This window comes from Stakelama saccharophila (genome assembly GCF_032229225.1).
Lineage (GTDB): Bacteria > Pseudomonadota > Alphaproteobacteria > Sphingomonadales > Sphingomonadaceae > Sphingomonas > Sphingomonas saccharophila.
The window spans coordinates 2,431,203-2,451,596 of sequence record NZ_CP135076.1 but is presented as its reverse complement, the minus strand read 5'-3'; the positions used below and the strand labels follow the sequence as shown (position 1 = coordinate 2,451,596).

The window sequence follows — 20,394 nt, the reverse complement described above, 5'->3', positions numbered from 1 at the left end:
GATCGTTCGGAACGGCGCCCTTCGAAGCGTGGCGCAATCGCGATCCGACTTACATGCCGTCGCCGGTCGACGTATCGCTCGACCCGCTGCCGCCGTCCAGGTTCGGGATCAGCACGCCATTGACGACGTGAATAATGCCATTGGCCTGCGCGACGTCGGCGGTGCCGACATACGCGGTGGAGCCCGCCTCGCTGGTCAGCTTGATATTGCCGTTCGGCCCGACGGTGGCGGTCAGCGGATCGCCCTGGACCGTGGTCAGCGTGGCCGTGCCGCCGCCGGCCTCGACCTTCTGCTTCAGCGTGTCGGCGTCGATCGTGCCCGGCACCACGTGATAGTTCAGGATCTTGGTCAGCGCCGTCTTGTTCTCCGGCTTCATCAGCGTGTCGACCGTGCCCGGGGGCAGGGCGTTGAACGCCTCGTTGTTCGGCGCGAAGACCGTGTACGGTCCGGGGCCGGAGAGCGTCTGGGCCAGGCCGGCGGCCTTCAGCGCGGCGACCAGGGTCGTCAGATTGCTGGCCTTGGACGCGTTCTCGACGATCGTGGCGGTCGGCAGCATCTCGGCGCCGCCGACCGTCACCGCCTGGGGCGTGGGTGTGGGCGTCGGCGCGGGTGCAGGCGTACGCGCGCCGGCCGTGGCAGAGGTCGTCGAGCTGTCGGCATACAGATCGTCATTGGTGGACGTCGACGCGCACGCGGCGAGCGCGGCGGCGCCGGCGAAAGTGGCAAAAATGGTGAGCGACTTGCGATACATCAGCTTCTCCAACGTTGGTTGGGTTCAATCCGGACGCGTCGAAAAACGCGCAGTTCAGGTACGTTTTACGCCGCAAATAGTTGCGCGGCCGCATCGTTATGCAGGAGTATCGCCGCCTGCAAGCATTGAAGCCAACAATCTGAAATCCGCCTCGCGCGGGCTGGCCTTGCGCCAGACCAGGGCGATGCGGCGGGACGCGCGCTCCGCCTCGATCGGCCGCGCCTCGATGCCGGTGCCATCGAGGATGCCGGATTCGACCGCCATTTCCGGCAGCATGGTGACGCCCAGCCCGTTGTCGACCATCTGCACGATGGTGTGCAGCGAGGTTCCCAGCATCGCCGCCCGGCCGCGCAGTTCGGGATGGTTGCACGCCGCCAGCGCGTGGTCCTTCAGGCAATGCCCGTCCTCGAGCAGCAGAAGCCGCGTCTCGTCGATCTCCTCGGCGAGCACGGGGCCGTGGGTCACGTCGAGTTCGCCGCGGGGAAAGGCGACGTATAGCCGATCGTCGAACAGCGGCACGGTCTCCACGTCGCCGCACGCATAGGGCAGGGCGAGCAGAACGCAGTCGGTGCGCCCGTGATGCAGGCTTTCGCAGGCGGCCGCACTCGGTTCCTCGCGCAGGAACAGCTTCAGGTCGGGAAAGTCGGCGCGCAGCCGCGGCAGCATGCGTGGCAGCATGAATGGAGCGATCGTCGGGATGACGCTCATCCGCATCTCGCCGGTCAGCGGCCGGCCGGCGGCGCGGGCGATGTCGCCCAGTTCCTCCGCCTCGCGCAGGACGACCCGCGCCTTGTCCGCGATCTTTTCGCCCAGCGGGGTGAACCGCACGACCCGGCGCGTGCGCTCGACGATGGTCACGCCGATCAGGGTTTCTAGCTCGCGGATGCCCGCCGACAGCGTGGATTGCGTAACATAGCAGGCTTCCGCCGCGCGGCCGAAATGGCCGGCGTCGTTGAGCGCCACGAGATATTGGAGCTGTTTGAGCGTGGGAAGGTAGGTGGCCGCCAGTGATCGTCTCCGTCGATGAGTGGGCGATATCTAAGCAGTCCTTGCGTTCAGGCAATGTCCGGCCGACCGGACGAAGCCCCGTGTCCCCGCGCGGGCGCCCATCAAATCACTATTTTGACGGAGTCCGGTGGCGAGGACACGGTCTGGGCTCCCGCCTCGGCGGGAGCCCAATTGCCTTGACCGCAAACCGACCCCTGGTCAGGCCGCCTGCCGTTCCTCGACGGGCAGGCGGATGAGATAATCGAAGGCCGACAGCGCCGCGGTGGAGCCGGCGCCCATCGCCACCACGATCTGCTTGTAGGGCGTGGTCGTGGCATCGCCGGCGGCGAAGATGCCGGGCTGCGACGTCTCGCCGCGATCGTCGACCTCGATCTCGCCATAGGGCGTCAGCGCGACCGCGCCCTTCAGCCATTCGGTGTTGGGCACCAGGCCGATCTGGACGAATACGCCCTCCAGGTCGACCTCGTGGGCGGTGCCGTGGTTGCGGTCCTTATAGGTCAGCCCCACGACCTTGTCGCCGTCGCCGCGTACTTCGGTGGTCATGGCGGACGTGATGATCTTCACGTTCGGCAGGCTGGCGAGCTTGCGCTGCAGCACCGCGTCGGCGCGCAGGTCCGCTTCGTATTCGATCAACGTCACATGGCCGACGATGCCGGCCAGATCGATCGCCGCCTCGACGCCCGAATTGCCGCCGCCGATCACCGCGACGCGCTTGCCCTTGTAGAAGGGGCCGTCGCAATGCGGGCAATAGGCCACGCCCTTGTTGCGATATTCGTCCTCGCCCGGCACGTTGATGTGCCGCCAGCGTGCGCCGGTGGACAGGATCAGCGTGCGCGCCTTCAGCGAGGCGCCGTTCGCCAGCGTCACTTCGTGCAGGCCGCCTTCGCGTTCCGCCGGAATCAGTTCTTCGGCGACCTGCAGGTTCATGATGTCGACGTCATATTCGCGGACATGGCTTTCGAGTTGGGCTGCGAGCTTCGGGCCTTCGGTATAGCCGGTGCCGACGAAATTCTCGATGCCCATGGTGTCGAGCACCTGACCGCCGAAGCGTTCGGCCGCGATGCCGGTGCGGATGCCCTTGCGCGCGGCATAGATGGCCGCCGAAGCGCCGGCCGGGCCGCCGCCGATCACCAGCACGTCGAACGGGTCCTTGGCCGCGATCGCTTCGGCCGCGCGCTTTTCCGCGCCGGTGTCGATCTTCGACAGGATCTTTTCCAGCTCCATCCGGCCCTGGCCGAACGGTTCGCCGTTCAACCAGACGCTGGGCACCGACATGATCTCGCGCGCATCGACTTCGGGCTGGAACAGCGCGCCGTCGATCGCGGTGTGGCGGATATTGGGGTTCAGCACCGCCATCAGGTTCAGCGCCTGCACCACGTCGGGGCAGTTCTGGCAGGACAGCGAGAAATAGGTCTCGAAGGCGAAATCGCCGTCGATCGCCTTGATCTGGTCGATTACATCCTGGTCGGCCTTTGGCGGGTGGCCGCCGACCTGCAGCAGGGCGAGCACCAGCGAGGTGAACTCGTGGCCCATCGGAATGCCGGCGAAGCGCACCTGAACATCGTGGTCGGCCGCGCGGCGGATGGCGAAGCTGGGCACGCGCGCATCGTCTTCGCGCACCAGTGCGATATCGTCGTGCAGCGCCTCGATCTCGCCCAGCAGCTCCTCCAGCTCGCGGGATTTCGCGTCGTCACCCAGCGCGGCGACAAGCTCGATCGGCTGCTTGATATTGCCGAGATAGGTTTTGAGCTGCTGCGTCATATTTGCGTCGAGCATGAAGAAACTCCGTCTTTTTCAGAGACAAAACGGCCCGGGGCAGAACTGTTCCACCCCGGGCCGCAGGTAAACCCAAGGGGGCTGGGCTTAGATCTTGCCGACGAGGTCGAGCGAGGGGGCGAGGGTCTTTTCACCCTGTTCCCACTTGGCCGGGCAGACCTCGTCCGGATTCTCGCGGATATACTGCGCGGCCTTCACCTTGCGCAGCAGTTCGACAGCGTTGCGGCCGACGCCTTCGGAGGTGATCTCGATGAGCTGGATCACGCCGTCGGGATCGACGACGAAGGTGCCGCGATCGGCAACGCCCTGGCCTTCGCGCAGAACGTCGAAATTGTTGGCGATGGTGTGGCTCTGGTCCCCCAGCATGTAGAAGTTGATCTTGCCGATCGCATCCGAGCTGTCGTGCCAGGCCTTGTGGCTGAAATGCGTGTCGGTCGAAACCGAGAACACCTCGACGCCCATGCTCTGAAGCTGCTCGTAATGATCGGCCAGGTCTTCCAGTTCGGTCGGGCAGACGAAGGTGAAGTCGGCCGGATAGAAGAAGAAGATGGCCCACTTGCCCTTGGCATCGGCCTCGCTGACCTCGACGAACTTGCCCTGGTGGAAAGCCTGCGTCTTGAACGGCTTCAGCGTGTCTCCGATCTTCGCCATATGATGCGTCTCCTTGATCGCGTGTTGAAAACTCTGTGCGGGCAGCGGCGCCGCCCTTGTGCAATGCGGCATATAGGAGCGCGGGCCGGCGCTTCCAAACGAGCAGTATCGTTCGCCGTAATCGAATAAATCAATATGATATCCATGCTTGATCGACATTTCCGAAATGCGCCGCACTGCGGCGACGGCCTTGCTGCAGGCGCGAACCCGTTCGGACAGGGTTCGGATGGATGACAGGCGGGCCGGACCGGTTCTGGAATTCGTTGGACGGAACGCCTAGATTGTCGCGAATTGCGAAGGGACCGCCATGTTCAAGCGGCTGACAGCCTATCTAGATTCCATCAAGGCGCGTGATCCCGCGCCGCGATCGCGTGCGGAGATCCTGCTCTATCCCGGGGTGTGGTCCTTGTTGTTCCACCGGATCGCGCATCACCTGTTCCGCGCGCGGCTCTATTTCCTCGCGCGTGCGGTGAACCACCTGTCGCGCTTCCTGACCGGCAACGACATCCATCCCGGCGCGACGATCGGGCGCAATTTCTTCATCGATCACGGTTTCGTCGTCATCGGCGAAACCGCGGACATCCGCGACGACGTGACCATCTATCAAAATGTCACGCTGGGCGGGACGAGCCCGGACAACGGCGTCGGCGGCAAACGCCATCCGACCGTCGAGAAGGGCGCGATCATCGGATCGGGCGCGCAGGTGCTGGGCCCGGTCACGGTCGGTCAGCGCGCGCGCATCGGCGCCAATGCCGTGGTGACGCGTGACGTGCCGGAAGGCGCGGTGATGGTCGGCATTCCGGCCCGCGCGACCATGGTCGAGGGCCGCAAGGCAGGCGGCGGATTCGTCCCCTATGGCACCCCGTGCAGCGAGGTGTTCGACCCTGCCACGCAGAAGATCGAGACGCTGCGCTGCGAACTCGACCACTTGCGCAAGCGGCTGGACGATGCGCTTGCGGAGCGGGACGAGGAGCGCCACGGACGCCGCGACAGCGCCTGATGGGCAATGTCACGCCGTTTCCCGGTGCCGGGGGGCGATCGTCCCCGTCGCAGGTCGGGTTCGAGCGCCATGAATTGACGCGCATCCTCGATTTGTACGGCCGCATGGTCGCCGCGGGCCACTGGCGCGATTACGCGATCGACCTGGGCCGCGAGGCTGCCATCTTCTCCGCCTTTCGTCGCACTGCCGAGCGGCCCGAATCCCGCATCGAGAAGCGCCCCGCGCTGCGCGGCCGGCAGGGCATGTGGGCGCTCGTCAACGAAGGCGGCGTGGTGGTGAAGCGCGGCCACGATCTGCCGCCCGTCCTCGCACCGGTGGAGCGCCGGCTGATGAAACTCGTCGCGGACTGATCGTGCCGGGGCGAGCGCCCTGGCCGAAACGCAAAGACCCCGGCGTGCAGCAACGCCGGGGCCTCCGTCCACGCCTGGCGAGGGTGTCAGGCGCGAATAACTAAACGACGGCCGGCATCTGCACTGGCGGCAGGCGGTGTCGCAGATCGCCCAGCAGCGTGACTGCCCGGCGGCGCATCGGGTGCCAGAAGGCCGAAAGCGTCAGCAGCGCCGATCCGATGATCAAAGCGGTGAAGGCGGCGCTCAGTTCCACGGCGCCCGCCTTCGTGAACAGCGCGTAGAGCGCGTAGAGCACGTAAGCAAGGCTCGAAACCAGCAGCGCGCGCCGGTCGACGGTCAGCGCCACGAAGGCGAAGAGGAGGTAGAGCGCGATCACCACGATCGCGGTGGCGGGGCCGATATCCTGCTCGAATACGCCCAGCATGTGGAACAGCGGGTGCGCGATCATCGGCGCCGCCGCCAGGTGCAGCCAGAAGGCGACGTCCGAGCGGCGCGTCAACCGTTCGCGATCGGTCATGTCCCAGCGCATGGCGAACAGGAAAACGCCGAGCCCGGCGACCAGAACGACCGGGTAGGCGGCCTGTTCGGCCGAAGGAAGGGCCGCCAGCACCAGGCCGATGGCCACCGCGGCGATCGCCACCGCACCGGCCGCGACGGTGATGGGCACCATGAAGCGGCGCCAGTGCACCCAGGCAGCGCCGGCCGCGAGCAGCCCGATACCCGCCAGGATCACCATGTTGACGCGGTCGGAAAAACCGGGGTCGACGTCCACCAGTACGCCGGTCGGAACCGCCGCGACGCCGCCGACAAAGGCGAGCAGCAGTAGGATACTGGGAAGTGCGAGGCGGCGCCGGCGGGTAAAATATTCGGCCAGCGGCCAGGACAGGCCGGCGACGAACAGACCCGCCGCCCAGGGCGCGAGCTTGTCTCCGATCTGCGCGACGGCGACGAGCAGCAGCGCGATCGCGATGGTCACGAAGATATCGTTGAAGCCCGACAGCAGCCGGAAATGTTCCTCGTCCACCGCCGGCGCGCGGCGTTGCGCCGCGACGTGATCGCGAAAGGCCTGTGCGGCCTCGCGCGGGATCACGCCGGCCGCCACCGCGCCATCGAGTTCCGTCTCGCTATACATGGCAGATCACCTCTCTGTGTGTCAGGAAGGTATAACGCCAGTGTGTTACTGTATCAATACGGTTTCTTCGGCGGACCCATGCGGCCCGACGGGCGATCTATATGTTCTGGAGCTTGGCGAAGATCGTCTGCGCCTGCTCACCGCCCGATTGCGGCACGATTTCACCCCGGCGGTCGGCGATTTCCGCCCAGTGCGCCGCGACGCCTTCGGGGCCGAGTTCCTCGCCCTGGAGCCGCACGCCCGGCGTCAGCGTGACATACGCCGTCTGGAACACGCCCGCGCCGGCGCCGACGATGGCATTGCCGGGCGCGTCTTCCGACACCAGATACAGTGCCGCCGGCGCCACGCTTTCGGGCGTGAACAGGTCGAACGCCGCCTCGGGAAAGATGTCCTCGGTCATCCGCGTGCCGGCGACCGGCGCCAGCGTATTGACCCTGATCCCGTATTTCGCGCCTTCCAGGTGCAGCGTCCTGGCCAGCCCCGCCAGGCCGAGCTTGGCCGCGCCGTAATTGGCCTGCCCGAAATTGCCAAACAGGCCGGTGGACGATGCGGTCATCAGGATCCGGCCGTAATTCTGCTCGCGCATCGTTTCCCAGACCGCCTTGGTGACGTTGGCGGACCCGTTCAGATGTACGTCGACGACGAAGCGGAAATCCTCCGGGTCCATCTTGGCGAAGCTCTTGTCGCGCAGCACGCCGGCATTGTTGATCAGGATATGGACGCCGCCCCATTTTTCCTTCGCGGCGGCGACCATCTGCTCCATCTGGTCGAAATCGGTGACGGAGCCGCCGTTCGCCATCGCCTCGCCGCCGGCTTCGCGGATTTCCGCCACCACTTTGGCCGCGGCGTCGGAACGGCCCGTGCCGTCCCGCGCGCCGCCCAGGTCGTTGACCACCACCTTCGCCCCGCGCCGGGCAAGTCCGAGGGCATAAGCGCGACCCAGGCCGCCACCGGCGCCGGTGACGATGGCGACGCGGTCATCGAAGCGAATGGACATGAAAAAGGCGCTCCCTGTGGTGGAGCGCCTTGTTAGGCGAGATCGCGTGCGCGCAAAAGCCCGCGCTGTCTTCGACCCTGCCGCCCGGCTGCGGGCACGCTGCCCGCGCCGGGACACGGCACTGGATCAGCGGCGCGCCGCGCCGCGCTGGATGCAATTGTCATATTGGCCGGGTTCGCACACCGGATAGTCTTCCTGCGGCGCGGGGGCGGGGAAGGCCTGGTCGGGCGATACCGACGGCTGAAAGATCACTTCCTGGCCAGCGGCGGGCTGCGCCGACAGGGGCGGGGTCGAGGGTTCATATCCGCCGGTTGGATCCTGGTCGGTCGTGGTCGTCGCCGTGGACGTGGTCTGCGTGTCGGCGGTCTGTGCCACCGCGGCACCGCTGAAAGCGAGCGAGGCTGCCGCCACAAGGATGAATTTCATGGTTGGTCTCCTGCTGTTTCCCCGAAGGGGTACGCAGAAGGCGTAACGCAGCCTCGCGCAAATTCTTTCCCTGCCGCACCGACTTTTTTCGTTACGATCCCGCGTCGAGCGAATATCCTGCGGAGCGCACCGTGCGGATGATGTCGGGTCGCCCGCCGACATTGATCGCCTTGCGCAGACGGCGGATATGGACGTCCACGGTGCGCGATTCGATGTCCGAATCCCGGCCCCAGACCGCGTCGAGCAGCCGCTCGCGCGAAAAGACCCAGCCGGGATGTTCCAGGAAGTGACGCAGCAGCCGAAATTCCGTCGGCCCCAGCGCGATCAGCTCGCCGTCGCGGCGTACCTTGTGGCCCACCGTATCCATCTCGATGTCTGCATAGCGCAATTGCTCGCCGGCGAGCGCGGGGCGCACACGGCGCAGCACCGCACCCACCCGCGCGACGAGCTCGCGCGGCGAAAAGGGCTTGGTGACGTAATCGTCGGCGCCGGTTTCCAGGCCGCGAACGCGGTCCTCCTCCTCGCCGCGGGCAGTAAGCATGATGATGGGCACGTTCTGGGTTTCCGGCATGCGCCGCAACCGCCGGCACACCTCGATTCCCGAAAGTCCCTCGACCATCCAGTCGAGCAGCACGATGTCCGGCGCGGCCTCGGTTGCGAGCAGCAGCGCTTCCTCGCCGTCCGCGGTATGCCGCACGTCGAAATCCTCGCGGCGGAAATGATAGATGAGCAGTTCGGCCAGGGCGGCATCGTCCTCGACCAGAAGCATCTGTCCGCGCGTCATGGCCTCATTCCCCGTTCAGCCCGATCGTGTCGCCTTGATCGCGGTCGCCCAGATATTCGCCCGTGGCCGCGTAATAGACCATCTCCGCGACGTTGGTCGCATGGTCGCCGACGCGTTCCAGGTTCTTGGCGATGAACAACAGATGGGCGGCCTGGCTGATGGATTTCGGATTTTCCATCATGAAGGTCACCAGCGCGCGGAAGATGGAGTTATAGAAATCGTCGACCGCGCGGTCCCGCTCGCATACGCGCCGTGCCGCCTCGGGATCGCGCGCGGCGAAGGCGTCCAGCACGTCGCGGACCATGTCGTTCGCCATGTCCGCCATCGCCGGCAGCAGCGACAACGGCTCTATGTGGCTCCTGCCGTCGATGGCCGCCACGCGCCGCGCGATGTTCTTGGCATAGTCGCCGATGCGTTCGACCACGCCCGCGATCTTCAGGGCGGCGACCACTTCGCGCAGATCGTCCGCCATCGGCGCGCGCAGCGCCATGAGGCGGACGGCAAGGCGTTCCACCTCGGTTTCCAGCTCATCGATCTTCTTGTCGCCCTCGACGATCGTCGCCGCGGCGGTGAGGTCGTGCCGCTTCAGCGCGTCCATCGCCTGTTCGATCGCCGCTTCCGCAAGTCCGCCCATCTGCGCGATCAGCCCGCGCAGTTCGCCGATATCATCGTCGAAGGCTTTTACCGTATGTTCGCTCATCGCATTTTTGCCTAACTCAGCCGTATCGGCCGGTGATATAATCCTTCGTCCGCTCTTCGTGCGGATTGGTGAAGATTTCCGAGGTTTCGCCGTATTCCACCAGATTGCCGAGGTGGAAGAAGGCCGTTTTCTGCGACACGCGCGCCGCCTGCTGCATATTGTGGGTGACGATCACGATCGCGTATTTGCCGCGCAGCGCGTGGATCAATTCCTCGATCTTCGCCGTCGCGATCGGATCGAGCGCCGAGCAGGGCTCGTCCATCAGGATCACTTCCGGGTCGACCGCGATCGCGCGCGCGATGCACAGTCGCTGCTGCTGGCCGCCGGACAGGGCGGTGCCGCTGTCCGACAGGCGGTCCTTCACCTCTTCCCACAGGCCGGCGCGCTTCAGCGACTGCTCGACGATCTGTTCCAGGGCCTGTTTCGAAGCGGCCAGGCCGTGGATGCGCGGGCCGTAAGCGACGTTCTCGAAGATCGACTTGGGGAACGGATTCGGCTTCTGGAACACCATGCCGACACGGGCGCGAAGCTGCACCACGTCCATCTCGGGGGCATAGACATCCTCGCCGTCCAGCGTGATGTCGCCCGTCACCTTCGCGATCGCGATGGTGTCGTTCATGCGGTTCAGCGTGCGCAGAAAGGTGGACTTGCCGCAGCCCGACGGGCCGATGAACGCGGTCACGTTTTCCAGGTCCACGTCGATCGAAACGTCCTTGATGGCGTGCGTCTGGCCGTAGAATACGTTCACGTCCCGCGCGGTCATCTTGATCGAGGAAGGCTTGGGCGCGGCTGTCCTGTCCGTCGGGACGGCGGGCGCGGTGGCGGTTTCGGTATCGGTCATTACCAGCGTGTCTCGAAACGGTTGCGAAGATAGATAGCGAGCGCGTTCATTGCGAGCAGGAATGCAAGCAGCACGATGATCGCGGCGGAAGTGCGTTCGACGAAGCCGCGGCCGACCTGGTCCGACCAAAGAAAGATCTGGACCGGCAGCACGGTCGCCGGGTCGGTCACGCCGCCCGGCGGGGTGGCGATGAAGGCGCGCATGCCGATCATCAAAAGCGGCGCCGTTTCGCCCAGCGCGCGCGCCATGCCGATGATCGTACCGGTCAGGATGCCGGGCAGCGCCAGCGGCAATACGTGGTGAAACACGACCTGCACGCGGCTGGCGCCGACGCCCAGCGCTGCGTCGCGGATCGAAGGTGGCACCGCCTTGATCGCGTTGCGGCTGGCGATCACGATGACCGGCATGATCATCAGCGCCAGCGTCAGGCCGCCGACGAGCGACGCCGAACGCGGCAGGTGGAAGACGCTCAGGAACACCGCCAGGCCCAGCAGGCCGAAGATGATCGACGGCACTGCCGCCAGGTTGTTGATCGACACCTCGATCAGGTCGGTCCAGCGGTTCCGCGGGGCATATTCCTCGAGATAGACCGCCGACAGCACGCCGATCGGAAAGGCGATGACCAGCGTGACCAGCATGGTGAACAGCGACCCCTTCACCGCGCCCCAGATGCCGACGGCGGTCGAATCCGTCGCATCGGCCTCGGTCAGGAAGCCCCCGTCGAACCCGCTGTCGAGCGCATCGGCGGCGGTGATGCGCGACAGCAACGCCTCCGCTTCGGGCGACCCGCTGCCCTTGATCGCGCTTTCGATATCGGCGTTGACCGGCAGGCTGATGGCCGCGCTGCGGCCGACTAGGGAGGGATCGTCCTTCAAGGCCTTGCGCACCTCGGTCCAGGCACTGGTGGCGAGCGCATCGGCACCATTGGGTCCGAATGCCGCCCGGGCGGCATTTCCGGTGAGTTCCTCCAGCCCCGCACCGGCGAGCGCGAGGTCCGCGCCGCGTCCGCGAAGCTGTTCCGGCGTCACGTTCAGCTCTGCCCGGGCGAAGTCGATCGGCACGCGCACTTCGTGGCGCATGAACCCGCCCAGACCGTTCGAAACCATCGTGATCAACAGGAACGCCAGGAAACAGGCGGACAATATGACGGCGGCGAGGCCGAAGAAGCGAAACCTGCGCTCCGCGGCATAGCGCCGGCGGATGCGCCGCGTCATCGCCCGCGACGTCCAGTCGGTGGGTGCGCGGTTTTCCGCGAACGGGGTTGCGGGGCCGGAAGGCATCATGTCACTCATAGGCTTCGCGATATTTCTTCACCACGCGCAGCGCGACGATGTTGAGCAGGAAGGTGATCAGGAAAAGCGTCAGGCCCAGCGCGAAGGCGGCTAGCGTCTTGGGGCTGTCGAACGCGGCCTCGCCGGTCAGCAGGTCGACGATCTGCTTGGTGACGGTGGTGGCGCTCTCGAACGGGTTCAGCGTGATCGTCGCGGCGCCGGAGGCCGCCATCACCACGATCATCGTCTCGCCGATCGCCCGGCTGACAGCGAGCAGCATGCCCGCCACGACACCGGGCAGGGAGGCGGGCAACAGCACCTTGGTGATCGTCTCCGACCGCGTGGCGCCCATGGCGAGCGAACCGTCGCGCATGGCGCTCGGCACCGCGGCGATCGAATCGTCGGCCATGGACGAGACAAAGGGAATGATCATCACGCCCATCACCAGCCCGGCCGCCAGCGCGCTTTCGGCGCTCGCATATTCGAATCCGATCGCGACCGCGAAGTCGCGCACCGCCGGCGCCACGGTGAGCGCCGCGAAATAGCCGTAGACCACGGTGGGCACGCCGGCGAGAATCTCCAGCACCGGCTTCATCCATTTGCGCACGGACGGCGCGGCATATTGCGTCAGGTAGATCGCGCTCATCAGGCCGAAGGGGATGGCCACGATCATCGCGATCACCGCGCCGATGAAGAAGGTGCCCCAGAACAGCGGCACCGCGCCAAGCGATTCGCCCGGATCGGTCGACGAGATGACCTGTGGGCTCCAATGCGTGCCGAACAGGAAGTCGGTGATCGGCACCACCGAAAAGAAGCGCGCCGATTCCACGAGCAGCGACACGAAGATGCCGACCGTCGTCAGGATCGCGATCAGCGAGGCGATCAGCAGCAGGATCATCACCGACCGCTCGACCCGGGTCCGCGCGCGAAAAGCGGGACTGACCCGGCTATAGGCATAGGCGCCGCCGGCAAAGGCCAGCAGCAGCGTCAGTGCCGTGCCGATCCAGGCATATCTGGACTGCGCCGCGCCATAAGCGGGCGCCAGCGCCGCCGCCTCGTCGTTGAAGGCACCGAACGTATCGCCGCCCGCGATCGCGCGCGCTTCCGCCAGGATCGAATCGCGCTGGAAGCCGAAGGAGGGCAGGCTCTGCGCCGCCGGTGCCTCCAGCACCTCCTGCGTGACGAGCGCGGGCGAGACGCTGGCCCATATGCCGAGGAAGAGGAGGGCGGGGATCGCCGTCCACATCGCCATGTACCAGCCATGCTGGCCGGGCAGCGAATGCCGGCGGTCCGGCCCGCGCGTGGCGAAGCGCGCCGCCCTGGCCCGCGCCGTCAGCCATGCGATCAGCCCCAGGCCGCAGATGATGAACAGGAGTGCGAGCGAACTCAAACCGGATGCTCCAGCGGTTGGCTGCGGGCGGCCGCGGCCGCCCGCGCTTATTTCAGCGTCGAGGGATCGAGCGTGATGCCCTGATCGATGATCTTCCGGCTCTGCGCCCTAACCGATTCCGGCGCCGCGATCATTCCCTTGGCGACCAGCGGCCCCTTCGGGCCCCAGGATTCGGCATATTCGTCCAGGAACTGCTTGATGCCCGGCACGGCGTCCAGATGCTGTTTCTTCACATAGATGAACAGCGGCCGCGAACCCGGATAGTCGCCGCTCGCGATATTCTTGTAGGTCGGTTCGACGCCGTCGATCGTGATGCCGTGGATCCGATCGCGATTTTCCTCGAGATAGCTGTAGCCGAAAATGCCGATCGCGTTTGGGCTGACGTTCAGGTTCTGGACGATCATGTTGTCATTCTCGCCCTTGTCGACATAGGCGCCATCCTCGCGGATGCGCTTGCAGCGCTCGTCGAACGCGTCGCCTTCCAGCGAGGCTGCCTGCGGGTCCACTTCCTCGCACCCCTTGGCGAGGATCAGTTCGGCGAGCGCATCGCGCGTGCCGCTGGTCGAGGGCGGCCCGAAGACCTGGATCGGCTGGTGCGGCAGCGAGGGATCGATGTCGTCCCAGAACTTGTACGGATTGGGCTTGCCCATCGGGTTGGCGGCCAGCGCCTTGTAGATTTGCGCCGTGCTCAGCGCGAATTTCGGGCCTTCGTTCGATTCGGCGAATGCGATGCCGTCGACGCCGACCTGAATCTTCATGATGCCGTCGACGCCGTTTGCGCGGCACGTTTCATATTCCGACGGTGTCATCGGACGGGACGCATCGGCGATGTCGGGATGTTCCACCCCGACGCCGCCGCAGAACAGCTTCATGCCGCCGCCGGTGCCGGTCGATTCGATTACCGGCGTCTTCAGCGACGGATTTTGGTTCACCATCTGCTCGGCCACGACCGTCGAGAAGGGATAGACGGTCGAAGATCCCACGATCTTGATATAGTCGCGGCCGGATTGCTGGCCGCACGCGGCGAGTGCGAGGCTGATGGTGGCGATCAGCGCCATGCGGCGGATCATGCTGTTTCCCCTGGATGATGCATCAAGATGGTGCCGAACGGTGATCGTTCGTCGCGATGCCGTCTGTTGCATTTACATTACGTCTTGATGACAGCGGCGCCGGCGGCAGCAAAACCGTGACCTGCGTGCCGCGCCCCGGCGTGCTCGCGATGTCGAGCCGGCCGCGATGGCCCTCGACGATATGCTTGACGATGGCGAGGCCCAGCCCGGTGCCGCCGCCCGCGCGGCTGCGGCCCGAATCGACCCGGTAGAACCGCTCGGTCAGCCGCGGCAGATGTTCGGGCGCGATGCCGTCGCCCTCGTCGGCGACCTGCAGCCGCACCATATCGCCTTCCGCCGCGGTCAGGCGGATGCGTACCGGCGTGTCCTTCCGGCCGTATTTCATCGCGTTGCCGATGATGTTGTGCAGCAGTTGCGAAAGCTGCGCCCGGTCGCCGCGAACCGGGCGGACCGCATCGAGTTCCAGCAGCAGGTCGGCAGCGCGCGGCGCTTCGGTGGCGACGATCTGGTCGTGGACCTCCGTCGTCAGGGCATGGAGGTCGATTCGCGCGTCGGGCTCGCGATATTTCATCGCCTCGATGCGCGAGAGGCTCATCAGATCGTCGACCAGCCGCTGCATGCGCACCGCCTCATCGAGCATGATCCTGAGAAATCGCGTGCGCGTCTCCGGATCCTCGCCGGCCTCCTCGGTCAGCGTCTCGATGAAGCCGATAAGCGAGGCGAGCGGTGTCCGCAGTTCGTGGCTGGCATTGGCGACGAAATCGACGCGCATACGCTCCGCGGCATAGCTGGTGGTACGGTCGACCAGATGGACGATCCGCACGCCCTCTCCGGCGGGGTGGACGCGCATCTCCCAGCGCTGGTCGCGCTGGCCCAGACCGACGAGATGGACCGGTTCCTCGCGCTCGCGTGCCGCGTTCTTCAGCAGTCCCGCCGCCGCAGCGGGGTGGCGGATGGCGAGGCGGACGTCCTCGCCCAGGATATGGTTGCCGAGCAGGTCGTGCGCCGCCTTGTTGGCGCGGTACACGCGGTTGTCGGCTACCACCAGGACCGGCTCGCTGACCGCTTCCAGGATATCGGTGGCATCCGCGGTCCTCTGGCGCTCCCCGCCCGCATCGGCCGCGGGTTCGTCGGCGCCGATCCGCCCGGCGCCGGCGGCCGTCAGCACGGCGGCCACGCCACCGACCAGGGCGATGACGATCGCGTCGGTATCCGCGCCGATCGCCACTCCCGCAAGTGCGCAGCCGGCCACGATCAGCAGGGCCAGCACGGGGCGGGGTTCGAAATATTGCTGCATCCTGTTCGCCGCTATTTCCCGGAAATGGTCGGAGTACGGGTGAGGCGCGTCTTTTAACGATCTTTTACCATTGCGTAAGGCCGGTGCGGATAAGACGGTAGGCACGATGTCGGATGAAACGCCTTTGCCCGAACCGGTTTCGACCGGCCGCCGCACGTTGATGCTGGGCGCGGTCGGCGCGAGCGCGATCATATCGATCCGCCCGGCGCTGGCCCAGACGGCCGCGTCCGTATCGACGTGCGAGATTCCCGTGCCCGATCCGGGGCGCGCCGGCTCCTACATCGCCGCCGACGGCTCGGTCGTGCCCGCCGGCACGCCCGGCGCCTTTCCGCCGGCGCCGATGCCGTTCCAGGGCGAGGACGTACGAAAGGCGCTCGCCGGCGGCACGCTGCCGGGCACGGATTACGCCACCAGCCAGGCATATACCCAGTATATCCGCAGGCTTCAGGCAGGCACGAGCGGTTTCACCTGCTTCGCCTCGTTGCAGATGCCGCGCGGCTGAGCCGCTCGACACGCGAACGATCGTCCGGCACAGTCCGACCATGGATGGTTTCGACCGTTTTCGCGCGCCACCGCCCGACATGCTGGTGATGCGGCCGCTCGATTCCATGGTCGCCATCTTTCACCGCCCGTCGGGCCGGACGCATGTCGTAGCGTCGCCGGTGCCGGAGATCCTGGAAAGCCTCGGCCCCGATCCGACGGACGTCGCGACGCTGCTCGCCCGGCTGTCCGAACGTTTCGATCTTGCCGCCGGCGATCGCGAGGCGCTGCTCGCCCGGCTCGGCGAGCTGGAGGCGGCCGGCCTGGTCGAGCGCCTGTGAGGCACGTTTTCGCGGTCCGCATCGGTCCCGTCGGGTTCCGGGTCGGGTCCGACTGGCGCGCGCCCGTCGCGCAGCTCGAATCGCTCTACCGCGATTATCCCGCGCCTGCGGACGGCATTCCCGATTTCACCGTGCGCCTGCATGCCGCGCGGCCGTGGCGGCGGGTGATCCGGCCGGCGGTGACGATCGGCGGAGACTATGTCATCCCCGATGCCGCGCCGCTGCCGCTGCGGCTCGGCCTGCTCGCGGCGGAAATGGGCATGAACCTGCAAATGGCGCTGGCGCAGCGGCGCTATCTTCTCCTCCACGCATCGGCGGTGGAGCGCGACGGCCGCGCGCTGGTGATGACCGGCCTGTCCGGTGCGGGCAAATCGACGCTCGCCGCGCTGCTGATGGCGCGCGGCTGGCGGCTGATGGGCGACGAGTTCGCGCTGCTCGATCCCGAAACCGGCCTCGTCCACGCCTTTCCGCGTCTCATCAGCCTGAAGAACGAAAGCGTAGCGGTGGTGCGCGCCGCGATGCCTGGCGGCCGATTCGGCCCGGCCCTGCCGGATACGCCGAAGGGCGATATCCGCCATCTGGTTCCCGATGCGCAGGCCATCGCGCGCATGGCGGAGCCCGCCCGCCCGGCGGTGATCCTCTTTCCCGCCTTCGGGCATCGCCGGGACATGCGCGCCGTCCCGCCCAGCGAGACGTTCGTCCGGCTGACCCAGGCGTCGACGAACTACACCGCGCTCGGCGAGCCCGGTTTCGAGACGCTCACCCGGCTGGTGACGGAGGTTCCGGCGCGCGCGATCGACTATCCCGATGCCGAAAGCGCGCTCGCGCTGGTCGAGGCGGCGTGGGAGGCGGCGGCGTGAGCGCGCATCTGCTGATCGCGGCGCTGCGCGATCCGGCGTGCGTCACCGCGCTCGATGCTTCCGGCTGGAACGCGCTGATCGCCGCGGCGCGGGCGGAACGGCTGATCGGCACGCTGGCGGAGCGCTGCGCCGGACTGCGCCTGCCGGACGCAGCGGAACGGATCCTCGCCGATGCGCGCTTTTCCGCCCGCGAGGGGCGCCGCACGGCTTTGTGGGAGGCGGAGGCGACGCGTCGCGCCCTGGCCCCGCTGGGCGTACCCGTCATCCTGTTGAAGGGCACGGCCTATGCCGCCGCGGGCCTGGCCGCAGGCCGGGGCCGCGCGATCGGCGATTGCGACATCCTGGTGCCGAAAGCGCGGATCGGAGAGGTCGAGCGCGCGCTGCTGGCGGCGGGCTGGGAATGGGTGAAGCCGGATCCGTATGACGACGCCTATTACCGGCGCTGGATGCACGAACTGCCGCCGCTCATCCACCGCGACCGCGATGCGATGATCGACGTCCACCACACGATCCTGCCGCTTACCGCGCGGGTTACGCCCGACGCCGAGGCGCTGATCGCGGACAGCGAAGTGCTGGATGGCGGACTGCGCGTGCTCGGTGGATCGGACATGATCTGCCATGCGGCCGCCCATCTGTTCGCCGACGGCGATCTGGCCGGCGGGTTGCGCAACCTGTGGGATATCCACTGCCTGATCGGGGATCTGGGTACGGACGGCCTCGCCGCGCGGGCGGAACGGCACGGGCTTCGCGAACCGGTGCTGCGCGCCGTGCGTCTATCGCACCACCTCTATGGCACCGACGTGCCCGACGGGTGGCGACACCTTCGTCCGGCCGATTGGCTGTTCCGGCGCAGATTGTCGTCGCGTGATGGTTGGGGTCGCGCGACGAATCGGCTGCTGGAGGAGGGGTTCTACATGCGTTCGCACCTGCTGCGGATGCCGCCGGGCATGCTTGCGCGCCATCTGTGGACCAAATGGCGCAAGGGACATCGCCCGGTCGCATGACAAGCAGTTCCTGCTCCGAAGGGGGCGGGGACCGCGCATCGTGCAGTGGTGGGTATTACGGCCGACGGGGAAACCTCTCCGTCAGTCCTTCGGACTGCCACCTCCCCTTTCAGGGGAGGAACCGTCGCCTTGATTGGGGCGTCGGAGGCGATTTCGGGGCGTCCGGCCTAGCCGCCCAGCCGCGCCAGCCTGCCCGGCAGTTCGTCGAACCGGTCGAGGACGGCGTCGGCGCCGAGATCGAGCGCGGGCAGGTTGGCATAGCCGAAGCTCATCACCACGACGGGCACGCCGGCGTTGCGCGCCGCCTGCACGTCATATTCCGAATCGCCGACATAAGCCGTGCGCCCGCCGCCGCAGCGCCGGGTCAGTTCTTCCAGCATCGCCGGGTGCGGCTTGCCGTGCGCCAGCGTGTCGCCGCCGATCAGACAGGCGAACCGGTCGCGCAGCCCGATCGCGGAAAGCAGCCGGTCGGCCATCGCCTCGCCCTTGTTGGTGGCCACGCCAAGCGTCAGGCCGACGTCGCGCAGGGCATCCAGGGTTTCGGCAACGCCGGGATAGGGGTGGCTGTGGACCGCAATATGCGCCTTGTAATAGTCGCGGAAGCGTTCGTGGAGGGCGTCGATATCGACATCGTCAAGCGAACCGCCGCGCTGAGCCGCGCGGGTCAGCATCCTGACCGTTCCGCCGCCGATCAGGTGTTCCACGGTCGCGCGATCCAGCGGCCCGCGGCCGATGTCGGCAAGGGCATGATTGACCGCGGCCATGATGTCTTCGCTGGTGTCGACCAGCGTGCCGTCGAGGTCGAAACCGATGATGTCATAGGCGATGGGCTGCATGGAAGTGCGCTTGCCAGTCGGCCTATGGCATTGGCAAGGCAATCGTGGCAGTGGGACGCGATATGAATGCTTTACCCATCGCCGCCGTCATCCTTGCCGCGGGCAAGGGGACCCGGATGAAGTCCGATGTGCACAAGGTGCTGCATCCGGTCGCCGGCCGGCCGATGCTGCTGCATCTGGTCGACAGCGTGTCGGATCTGTCGCCCGCGCGCACGGTCGTCGTGGTCGGCGCCGCGCGCGAACAGGTGGAAGCGGCGGTGGCGCCGCTCGACATCGCCGTCGCGCACCAGGCGGAACAGCTCGGCACCGGTCACGCCGTGGCGCAGGCAGAGGAAGCGCTGGGCGATTTCGACGGCGACGTATTGATCCTGTACGGCGACGTTCCGCTGGTAAGCCCGGAAACGATGCGACGCATGATCGACCGCCTGCACGACGATGATGCGCCGGCTGCCGTGGTGCTCGGCTTTCGCCCGGCCGATCCCGCCGCGTACGGCCGCGTGATCGTGGAGCCGGGGACCGACCGGATCGCGCGCATGGTAGAGTTCAAGGACGCGACGCCCGAGGAGCGGGCGGAAACGCTGTGCAATTCGGGTCTGATGGCGGCGCGCGCGCGCGATCTGTTCGCGCTGCTCGCCCGCGTCGGCAACGACAATGCGGCGGGGGAATATTACCTTCCCGACATCGTGATGCTCGCGGCCGGCGAGGGCAGGGCCTCGGCGGTGATAGAGACGGACGCGCAGGAAGTCGCCGGCGTCAACAGCCGCGCAGAGCTGGCCGCGGTCGAGGCCGACTGGCAACAGCGCCGGCGCGCGCAGGTCATGGCCGACGGCGTTACCCTCGTCGCACCCGAAACCGTCTGGTTCGCACACGACACCGCGCTCGGGCGCGACGTGACGATCGAGCCGAACGTCGTGTTCGGGTCCGGCGTGGCGGTGGGCGACGGCGCCGTGATCCGCGCCTTCAGCCATATCGAGGGTGCGACCATCGGCGAACAGGCGGAAGTCGGCCCGTACGCCAGGCTGCGCCCCGGCGCGGAACTGGCGCGGCGGGCAAAGGTCGGCAATTTCGTCGAGGTGAAGAAGGCGCGGCTGGGCGAGGGGGCCAAGGCCAGTCACCTCACCTATCTGGGCGATGCGACCGTAGGCGCCGGCGCGAATATCGGCGCCGGCACCATCACCTGCAATTATGACGGCTTCCTGAAATACCGCACCGAGATCGGCGCGGACGCGTTCATCGGCTCCAACAGCGCGCTCGTCGCCCCGGTGGCGATCGGCGCCGGCGCGATCGTCGCTGCCGGCTCGGTCGTGACGCGCGATGTGGAAGCCGATGCGCTCACGTTGGCGCGCGGGGCGCAGGAGACGAAACCGGGCTGGGCGAAGCGGTTCAGGGCAAGGATGGCCGAGCGCAAGGCCGCGAAGAAGGGTTGATT

General features: G+C 66.9%; 22 protein-coding genes. 7 read left to right on the top strand and 15 right to left on the bottom strand.

Annotation, left to right across the window (positions count from 1 at the left end; translation table 11 throughout):
* Positions 1-49: 49 nt before the first annotated feature.
* The 4 genes from RPR59_RS11385 to ahpC all read right to left on the bottom strand — a co-directional run bounded on the left by RPR59_RS11385 (position 50) and on the right by ahpC (position 4,186).
* Complete coding sequence (locus RPR59_RS11385; RefSeq protein ID WP_313914129.1) at positions 50-751, bottom strand: fasciclin domain-containing protein; 702 nt, start codon at positions 749-751, stop codon at positions 50-52.
* A gap of 96 nt (positions 752-847) precedes the next feature.
* Positions 848-1,759, bottom strand: coding sequence for a hydrogen peroxide-inducible genes activator (locus tag RPR59_RS11380; protein ID WP_313918474.1), 912 nt, complete (start codon positions 1,757-1,759; stop codon positions 848-850).
* Positions 1,760-1,957: 198 nt separating this feature from the next.
* Positions 1,958-3,535: an alkyl hydroperoxide reductase subunit F gene (gene ahpF, locus RPR59_RS11375; protein ID WP_313914127.1), complete on the bottom strand. Its 1,578-nt coding sequence runs from the start codon at positions 3,533-3,535 to the stop codon at positions 1,958-1,960.
* A gap of 87 nt (positions 3,536-3,622) precedes the next feature.
* Entirely contained in the window at positions 3,623-4,186 is a 564-nt protein-coding gene (ahpC, locus tag RPR59_RS11370) for an alkyl hydroperoxide reductase subunit C (protein WP_313914124.1), read from the bottom strand.
* Between the two features lie 307 nt (positions 4,187-4,493).
* On the opposite strand from ahpC, the gene epsC reads away from it, so the two are divergent.
* Positions 4,494-5,186, top strand: coding sequence for a serine O-acetyltransferase EpsC (gene epsC / locus RPR59_RS11365; RefSeq protein WP_313914122.1), 693 nt, complete (start codon positions 4,494-4,496; stop codon positions 5,184-5,186).
* Positions 5,186-5,536: a DUF2794 domain-containing protein gene (locus RPR59_RS11360; protein WP_313914120.1), complete on the top strand. Its 351-nt coding sequence runs from the start codon at positions 5,186-5,188 to the stop codon at positions 5,534-5,536. The genes epsC and RPR59_RS11360 overlap by 1 nt, the downstream gene beginning before the upstream one ends.
* A gap of 100 nt (positions 5,537-5,636) precedes the next feature.
* Here RPR59_RS11360 and RPR59_RS11355 read toward each other — a convergent pair whose 3' ends face one another.
* The 10 genes from RPR59_RS11355 to RPR59_RS11310 form a co-directional block, all read right to left on the bottom strand.
* A complete protein-coding gene (locus tag RPR59_RS11355; protein ID WP_313914118.1) occupies positions 5,637-6,668 on the bottom strand; it encodes a hypothetical protein in 1,032 nt (343 codons plus the stop codon).
* Between the two features lie 97 nt (positions 6,669-6,765).
* Positions 6,766-7,665: an SDR family NAD(P)-dependent oxidoreductase gene (locus RPR59_RS11350; RefSeq protein ID WP_313914115.1), complete on the bottom strand. Its 900-nt coding sequence runs from the start codon at positions 7,663-7,665 to the stop codon at positions 6,766-6,768.
* 126 nt (positions 7,666-7,791) lie between these two features.
* Positions 7,792-8,091, bottom strand: coding sequence for a hypothetical protein (locus RPR59_RS11345; RefSeq protein WP_313914113.1), 300 nt, complete (start codon positions 8,089-8,091; stop codon positions 7,792-7,794).
* A gap of 91 nt (positions 8,092-8,182) precedes the next feature.
* The gene (gene phoB / locus RPR59_RS11340; protein ID WP_313914111.1) at positions 8,183-8,875 is read right to left on the bottom strand and encodes a phosphate regulon transcriptional regulator PhoB; all 693 of its coding nucleotides are present in this window, start codon (positions 8,873-8,875) and stop codon (positions 8,183-8,185) included.
* A gap of 4 nt (positions 8,876-8,879) precedes the next feature.
* Positions 8,880-9,575 (bottom strand): phosphate signaling complex protein PhoU, encoded by a 696-nt coding sequence (gene phoU / locus RPR59_RS11335; protein WP_313914109.1) that lies wholly within the window; start codon positions 9,573-9,575, stop codon positions 8,880-8,882.
* 16 nt (positions 9,576-9,591) lie between these two features.
* Complete coding sequence (pstB, locus tag RPR59_RS11330; RefSeq protein WP_432280315.1) at positions 9,592-10,338, bottom strand: phosphate ABC transporter ATP-binding protein PstB; 747 nt, start codon at positions 10,336-10,338, stop codon at positions 9,592-9,594.
* 77 nt (positions 10,339-10,415) lie between these two features.
* The gene (gene pstA / locus RPR59_RS11325) at positions 10,416-11,708 is read right to left on the bottom strand and encodes a phosphate ABC transporter permease PstA (RefSeq protein WP_313914105.1); all 1,293 of its coding nucleotides are present in this window, start codon (positions 11,706-11,708) and stop codon (positions 10,416-10,418) included.
* The gene (pstC, locus tag RPR59_RS11320; protein WP_313914103.1) at positions 11,701-13,077 is read right to left on the bottom strand and encodes a phosphate ABC transporter permease subunit PstC; all 1,377 of its coding nucleotides are present in this window, start codon (positions 13,075-13,077) and stop codon (positions 11,701-11,703) included. Before pstC ends, pstA begins: the two co-directional genes overlap by 8 nt.
* 47 nt (positions 13,078-13,124) lie before the next feature.
* On the bottom strand, positions 13,125-14,147 hold the full coding sequence (locus RPR59_RS11315) for a substrate-binding domain-containing protein (RefSeq protein WP_313914101.1): 1,023 nt from the start codon (positions 14,145-14,147) through the stop codon (positions 13,125-13,127).
* Between the two features lie 22 nt (positions 14,148-14,169).
* Complete coding sequence (locus RPR59_RS11310) at positions 14,170-15,444, bottom strand: ATP-binding protein (protein WP_313914099.1); 1,275 nt, start codon at positions 15,442-15,444, stop codon at positions 14,170-14,172.
* Positions 15,445-15,550: 106 nt separating this feature from the next.
* Between RPR59_RS11310 and RPR59_RS11305 the strand changes: the two genes are divergently transcribed.
* The 4 genes from RPR59_RS11305 to RPR59_RS11290 are packed head-to-tail and all read left to right on the top strand — an operon-like array spanning position 15,551 to position 18,129.
* Positions 15,551-15,946 (top strand): hypothetical protein, encoded by a 396-nt coding sequence (locus RPR59_RS11305; RefSeq protein ID WP_313914097.1) that lies wholly within the window; start codon positions 15,551-15,553, stop codon positions 15,944-15,946.
* Positions 15,947-15,986: 40 nt separating this feature from the next.
* Positions 15,987-16,265 (top strand): HPr-rel-A system PqqD family peptide chaperone, encoded by a 279-nt coding sequence (locus RPR59_RS11300; protein ID WP_313914095.1) that lies wholly within the window; start codon positions 15,987-15,989, stop codon positions 16,263-16,265.
* Complete coding sequence (locus tag RPR59_RS11295; RefSeq protein WP_313914092.1) at positions 16,262-17,125, top strand: HprK-related kinase A; 864 nt, start codon at positions 16,262-16,264, stop codon at positions 17,123-17,125. The genes RPR59_RS11300 and RPR59_RS11295 overlap by 4 nt, the downstream gene beginning before the upstream one ends.
* A complete protein-coding gene (locus RPR59_RS11290; RefSeq protein WP_313914091.1) occupies positions 17,122-18,129 on the top strand; it encodes a nucleotidyltransferase domain-containing protein in 1,008 nt (335 codons plus the stop codon). The genes RPR59_RS11295 and RPR59_RS11290 overlap by 4 nt, the downstream gene beginning before the upstream one ends.
* Before the next feature lie 167 nt (positions 18,130-18,296).
* Here the strand turns inward: RPR59_RS11290 and gph are convergent, their stop codons facing one another.
* A complete protein-coding gene (gph, locus tag RPR59_RS11285; RefSeq protein WP_313914089.1) occupies positions 18,297-18,965 on the bottom strand; it encodes a phosphoglycolate phosphatase in 669 nt (222 codons plus the stop codon).
* A 62-nt stretch (positions 18,966-19,027) separates the two neighbouring features.
* On the opposite strand from gph, the gene glmU reads away from it, so the two are divergent.
* Positions 19,028-20,392: a bifunctional UDP-N-acetylglucosamine diphosphorylase/glucosamine-1-phosphate N-acetyltransferase GlmU gene (gene glmU, locus RPR59_RS11280; protein WP_313914087.1), complete on the top strand. Its 1,365-nt coding sequence runs from the start codon at positions 19,028-19,030 to the stop codon at positions 20,390-20,392.
* Positions 20,393-20,394 lie beyond the last annotated feature (2 nt).

Excerpts from the sequence above, each read along its gene's own strand:
- pstB (WP_432280315.1), bottom strand. The coding sequence starts at position 10,338 with ATGACCGCGCGGGACGTGAACGTATTCTACGGCCAGACGCACGCCATC.
- epsC (WP_313914122.1), top strand. The coding sequence starts at position 4,494 with ATGTTCAAGCGGCTGACAGCCTATCTAGATTCCATCAAGGCGCGTGAT.
- RPR59_RS11350 (WP_313914115.1), bottom strand. The coding sequence starts at position 7,665 with ATGTCCATTCGCTTCGATGACCGCGTCGCCATCGTCACCGGCGCCGGT.
- RPR59_RS11300 (WP_313914095.1), top strand. The coding sequence starts at position 15,987 with ATGGATGGTTTCGACCGTTTTCGCGCGCCACCGCCCGACATGCTGGTG.
- RPR59_RS11360 (WP_313914120.1), top strand. The coding sequence starts at position 5,186 with ATGGGCAATGTCACGCCGTTTCCCGGTGCCGGGGGGCGATCGTCCCCG.
- ahpF (WP_313914127.1), bottom strand. The coding sequence starts at position 3,535 with ATGCTCGACGCAAATATGACGCAGCAGCTCAAAACCTATCTCGGCAAT.
- phoB (WP_313914111.1), bottom strand. The coding sequence starts at position 8,875 with ATGACGCGCGGACAGATGCTTCTGGTCGAGGACGATGCCGCCCTGGCC.
- glmU (WP_313914087.1), top strand. The coding sequence starts at position 19,028 with ATGAATGCTTTACCCATCGCCGCCGTCATCCTTGCCGCGGGCAAGGGG.
- RPR59_RS11385 (WP_313914129.1), bottom strand. The coding sequence starts at position 751 with ATGTATCGCAAGTCGCTCACCATTTTTGCCACTTTCGCCGGCGCCGCC.
- phoU (WP_313914109.1), bottom strand. The coding sequence starts at position 9,575 with ATGAGCGAACATACGGTAAAAGCCTTCGACGATGATATCGGCGAACTG.
- RPR59_RS11315 (WP_313914101.1), bottom strand. The coding sequence starts at position 14,147 with ATGATCCGCCGCATGGCGCTGATCGCCACCATCAGCCTCGCACTCGCC.
- gph (WP_313914089.1), bottom strand. The coding sequence starts at position 18,965 with ATGCAGCCCATCGCCTATGACATCATCGGTTTCGACCTCGACGGCACG.
- RPR59_RS11310 (WP_313914099.1), bottom strand. The coding sequence starts at position 15,444 with ATGCAGCAATATTTCGAACCCCGCCCCGTGCTGGCCCTGCTGATCGTG.
- RPR59_RS11355 (WP_313914118.1), bottom strand. The coding sequence starts at position 6,668 with ATGTATAGCGAGACGGAACTCGATGGCGCGGTGGCGGCCGGCGTGATC.
- pstA (WP_313914105.1), bottom strand. The coding sequence starts at position 11,708 with ATGAGTGACATGATGCCTTCCGGCCCCGCAACCCCGTTCGCGGAAAAC.
- RPR59_RS11305 (WP_313914097.1), top strand. The coding sequence starts at position 15,551 with ATGTCGGATGAAACGCCTTTGCCCGAACCGGTTTCGACCGGCCGCCGC.
- RPR59_RS11345 (WP_313914113.1), bottom strand. The coding sequence starts at position 8,091 with ATGAAATTCATCCTTGTGGCGGCAGCCTCGCTCGCTTTCAGCGGTGCC.
- ahpC (WP_313914124.1), bottom strand. The coding sequence starts at position 4,186 with ATGGCGAAGATCGGAGACACGCTGAAGCCGTTCAAGACGCAGGCTTTC.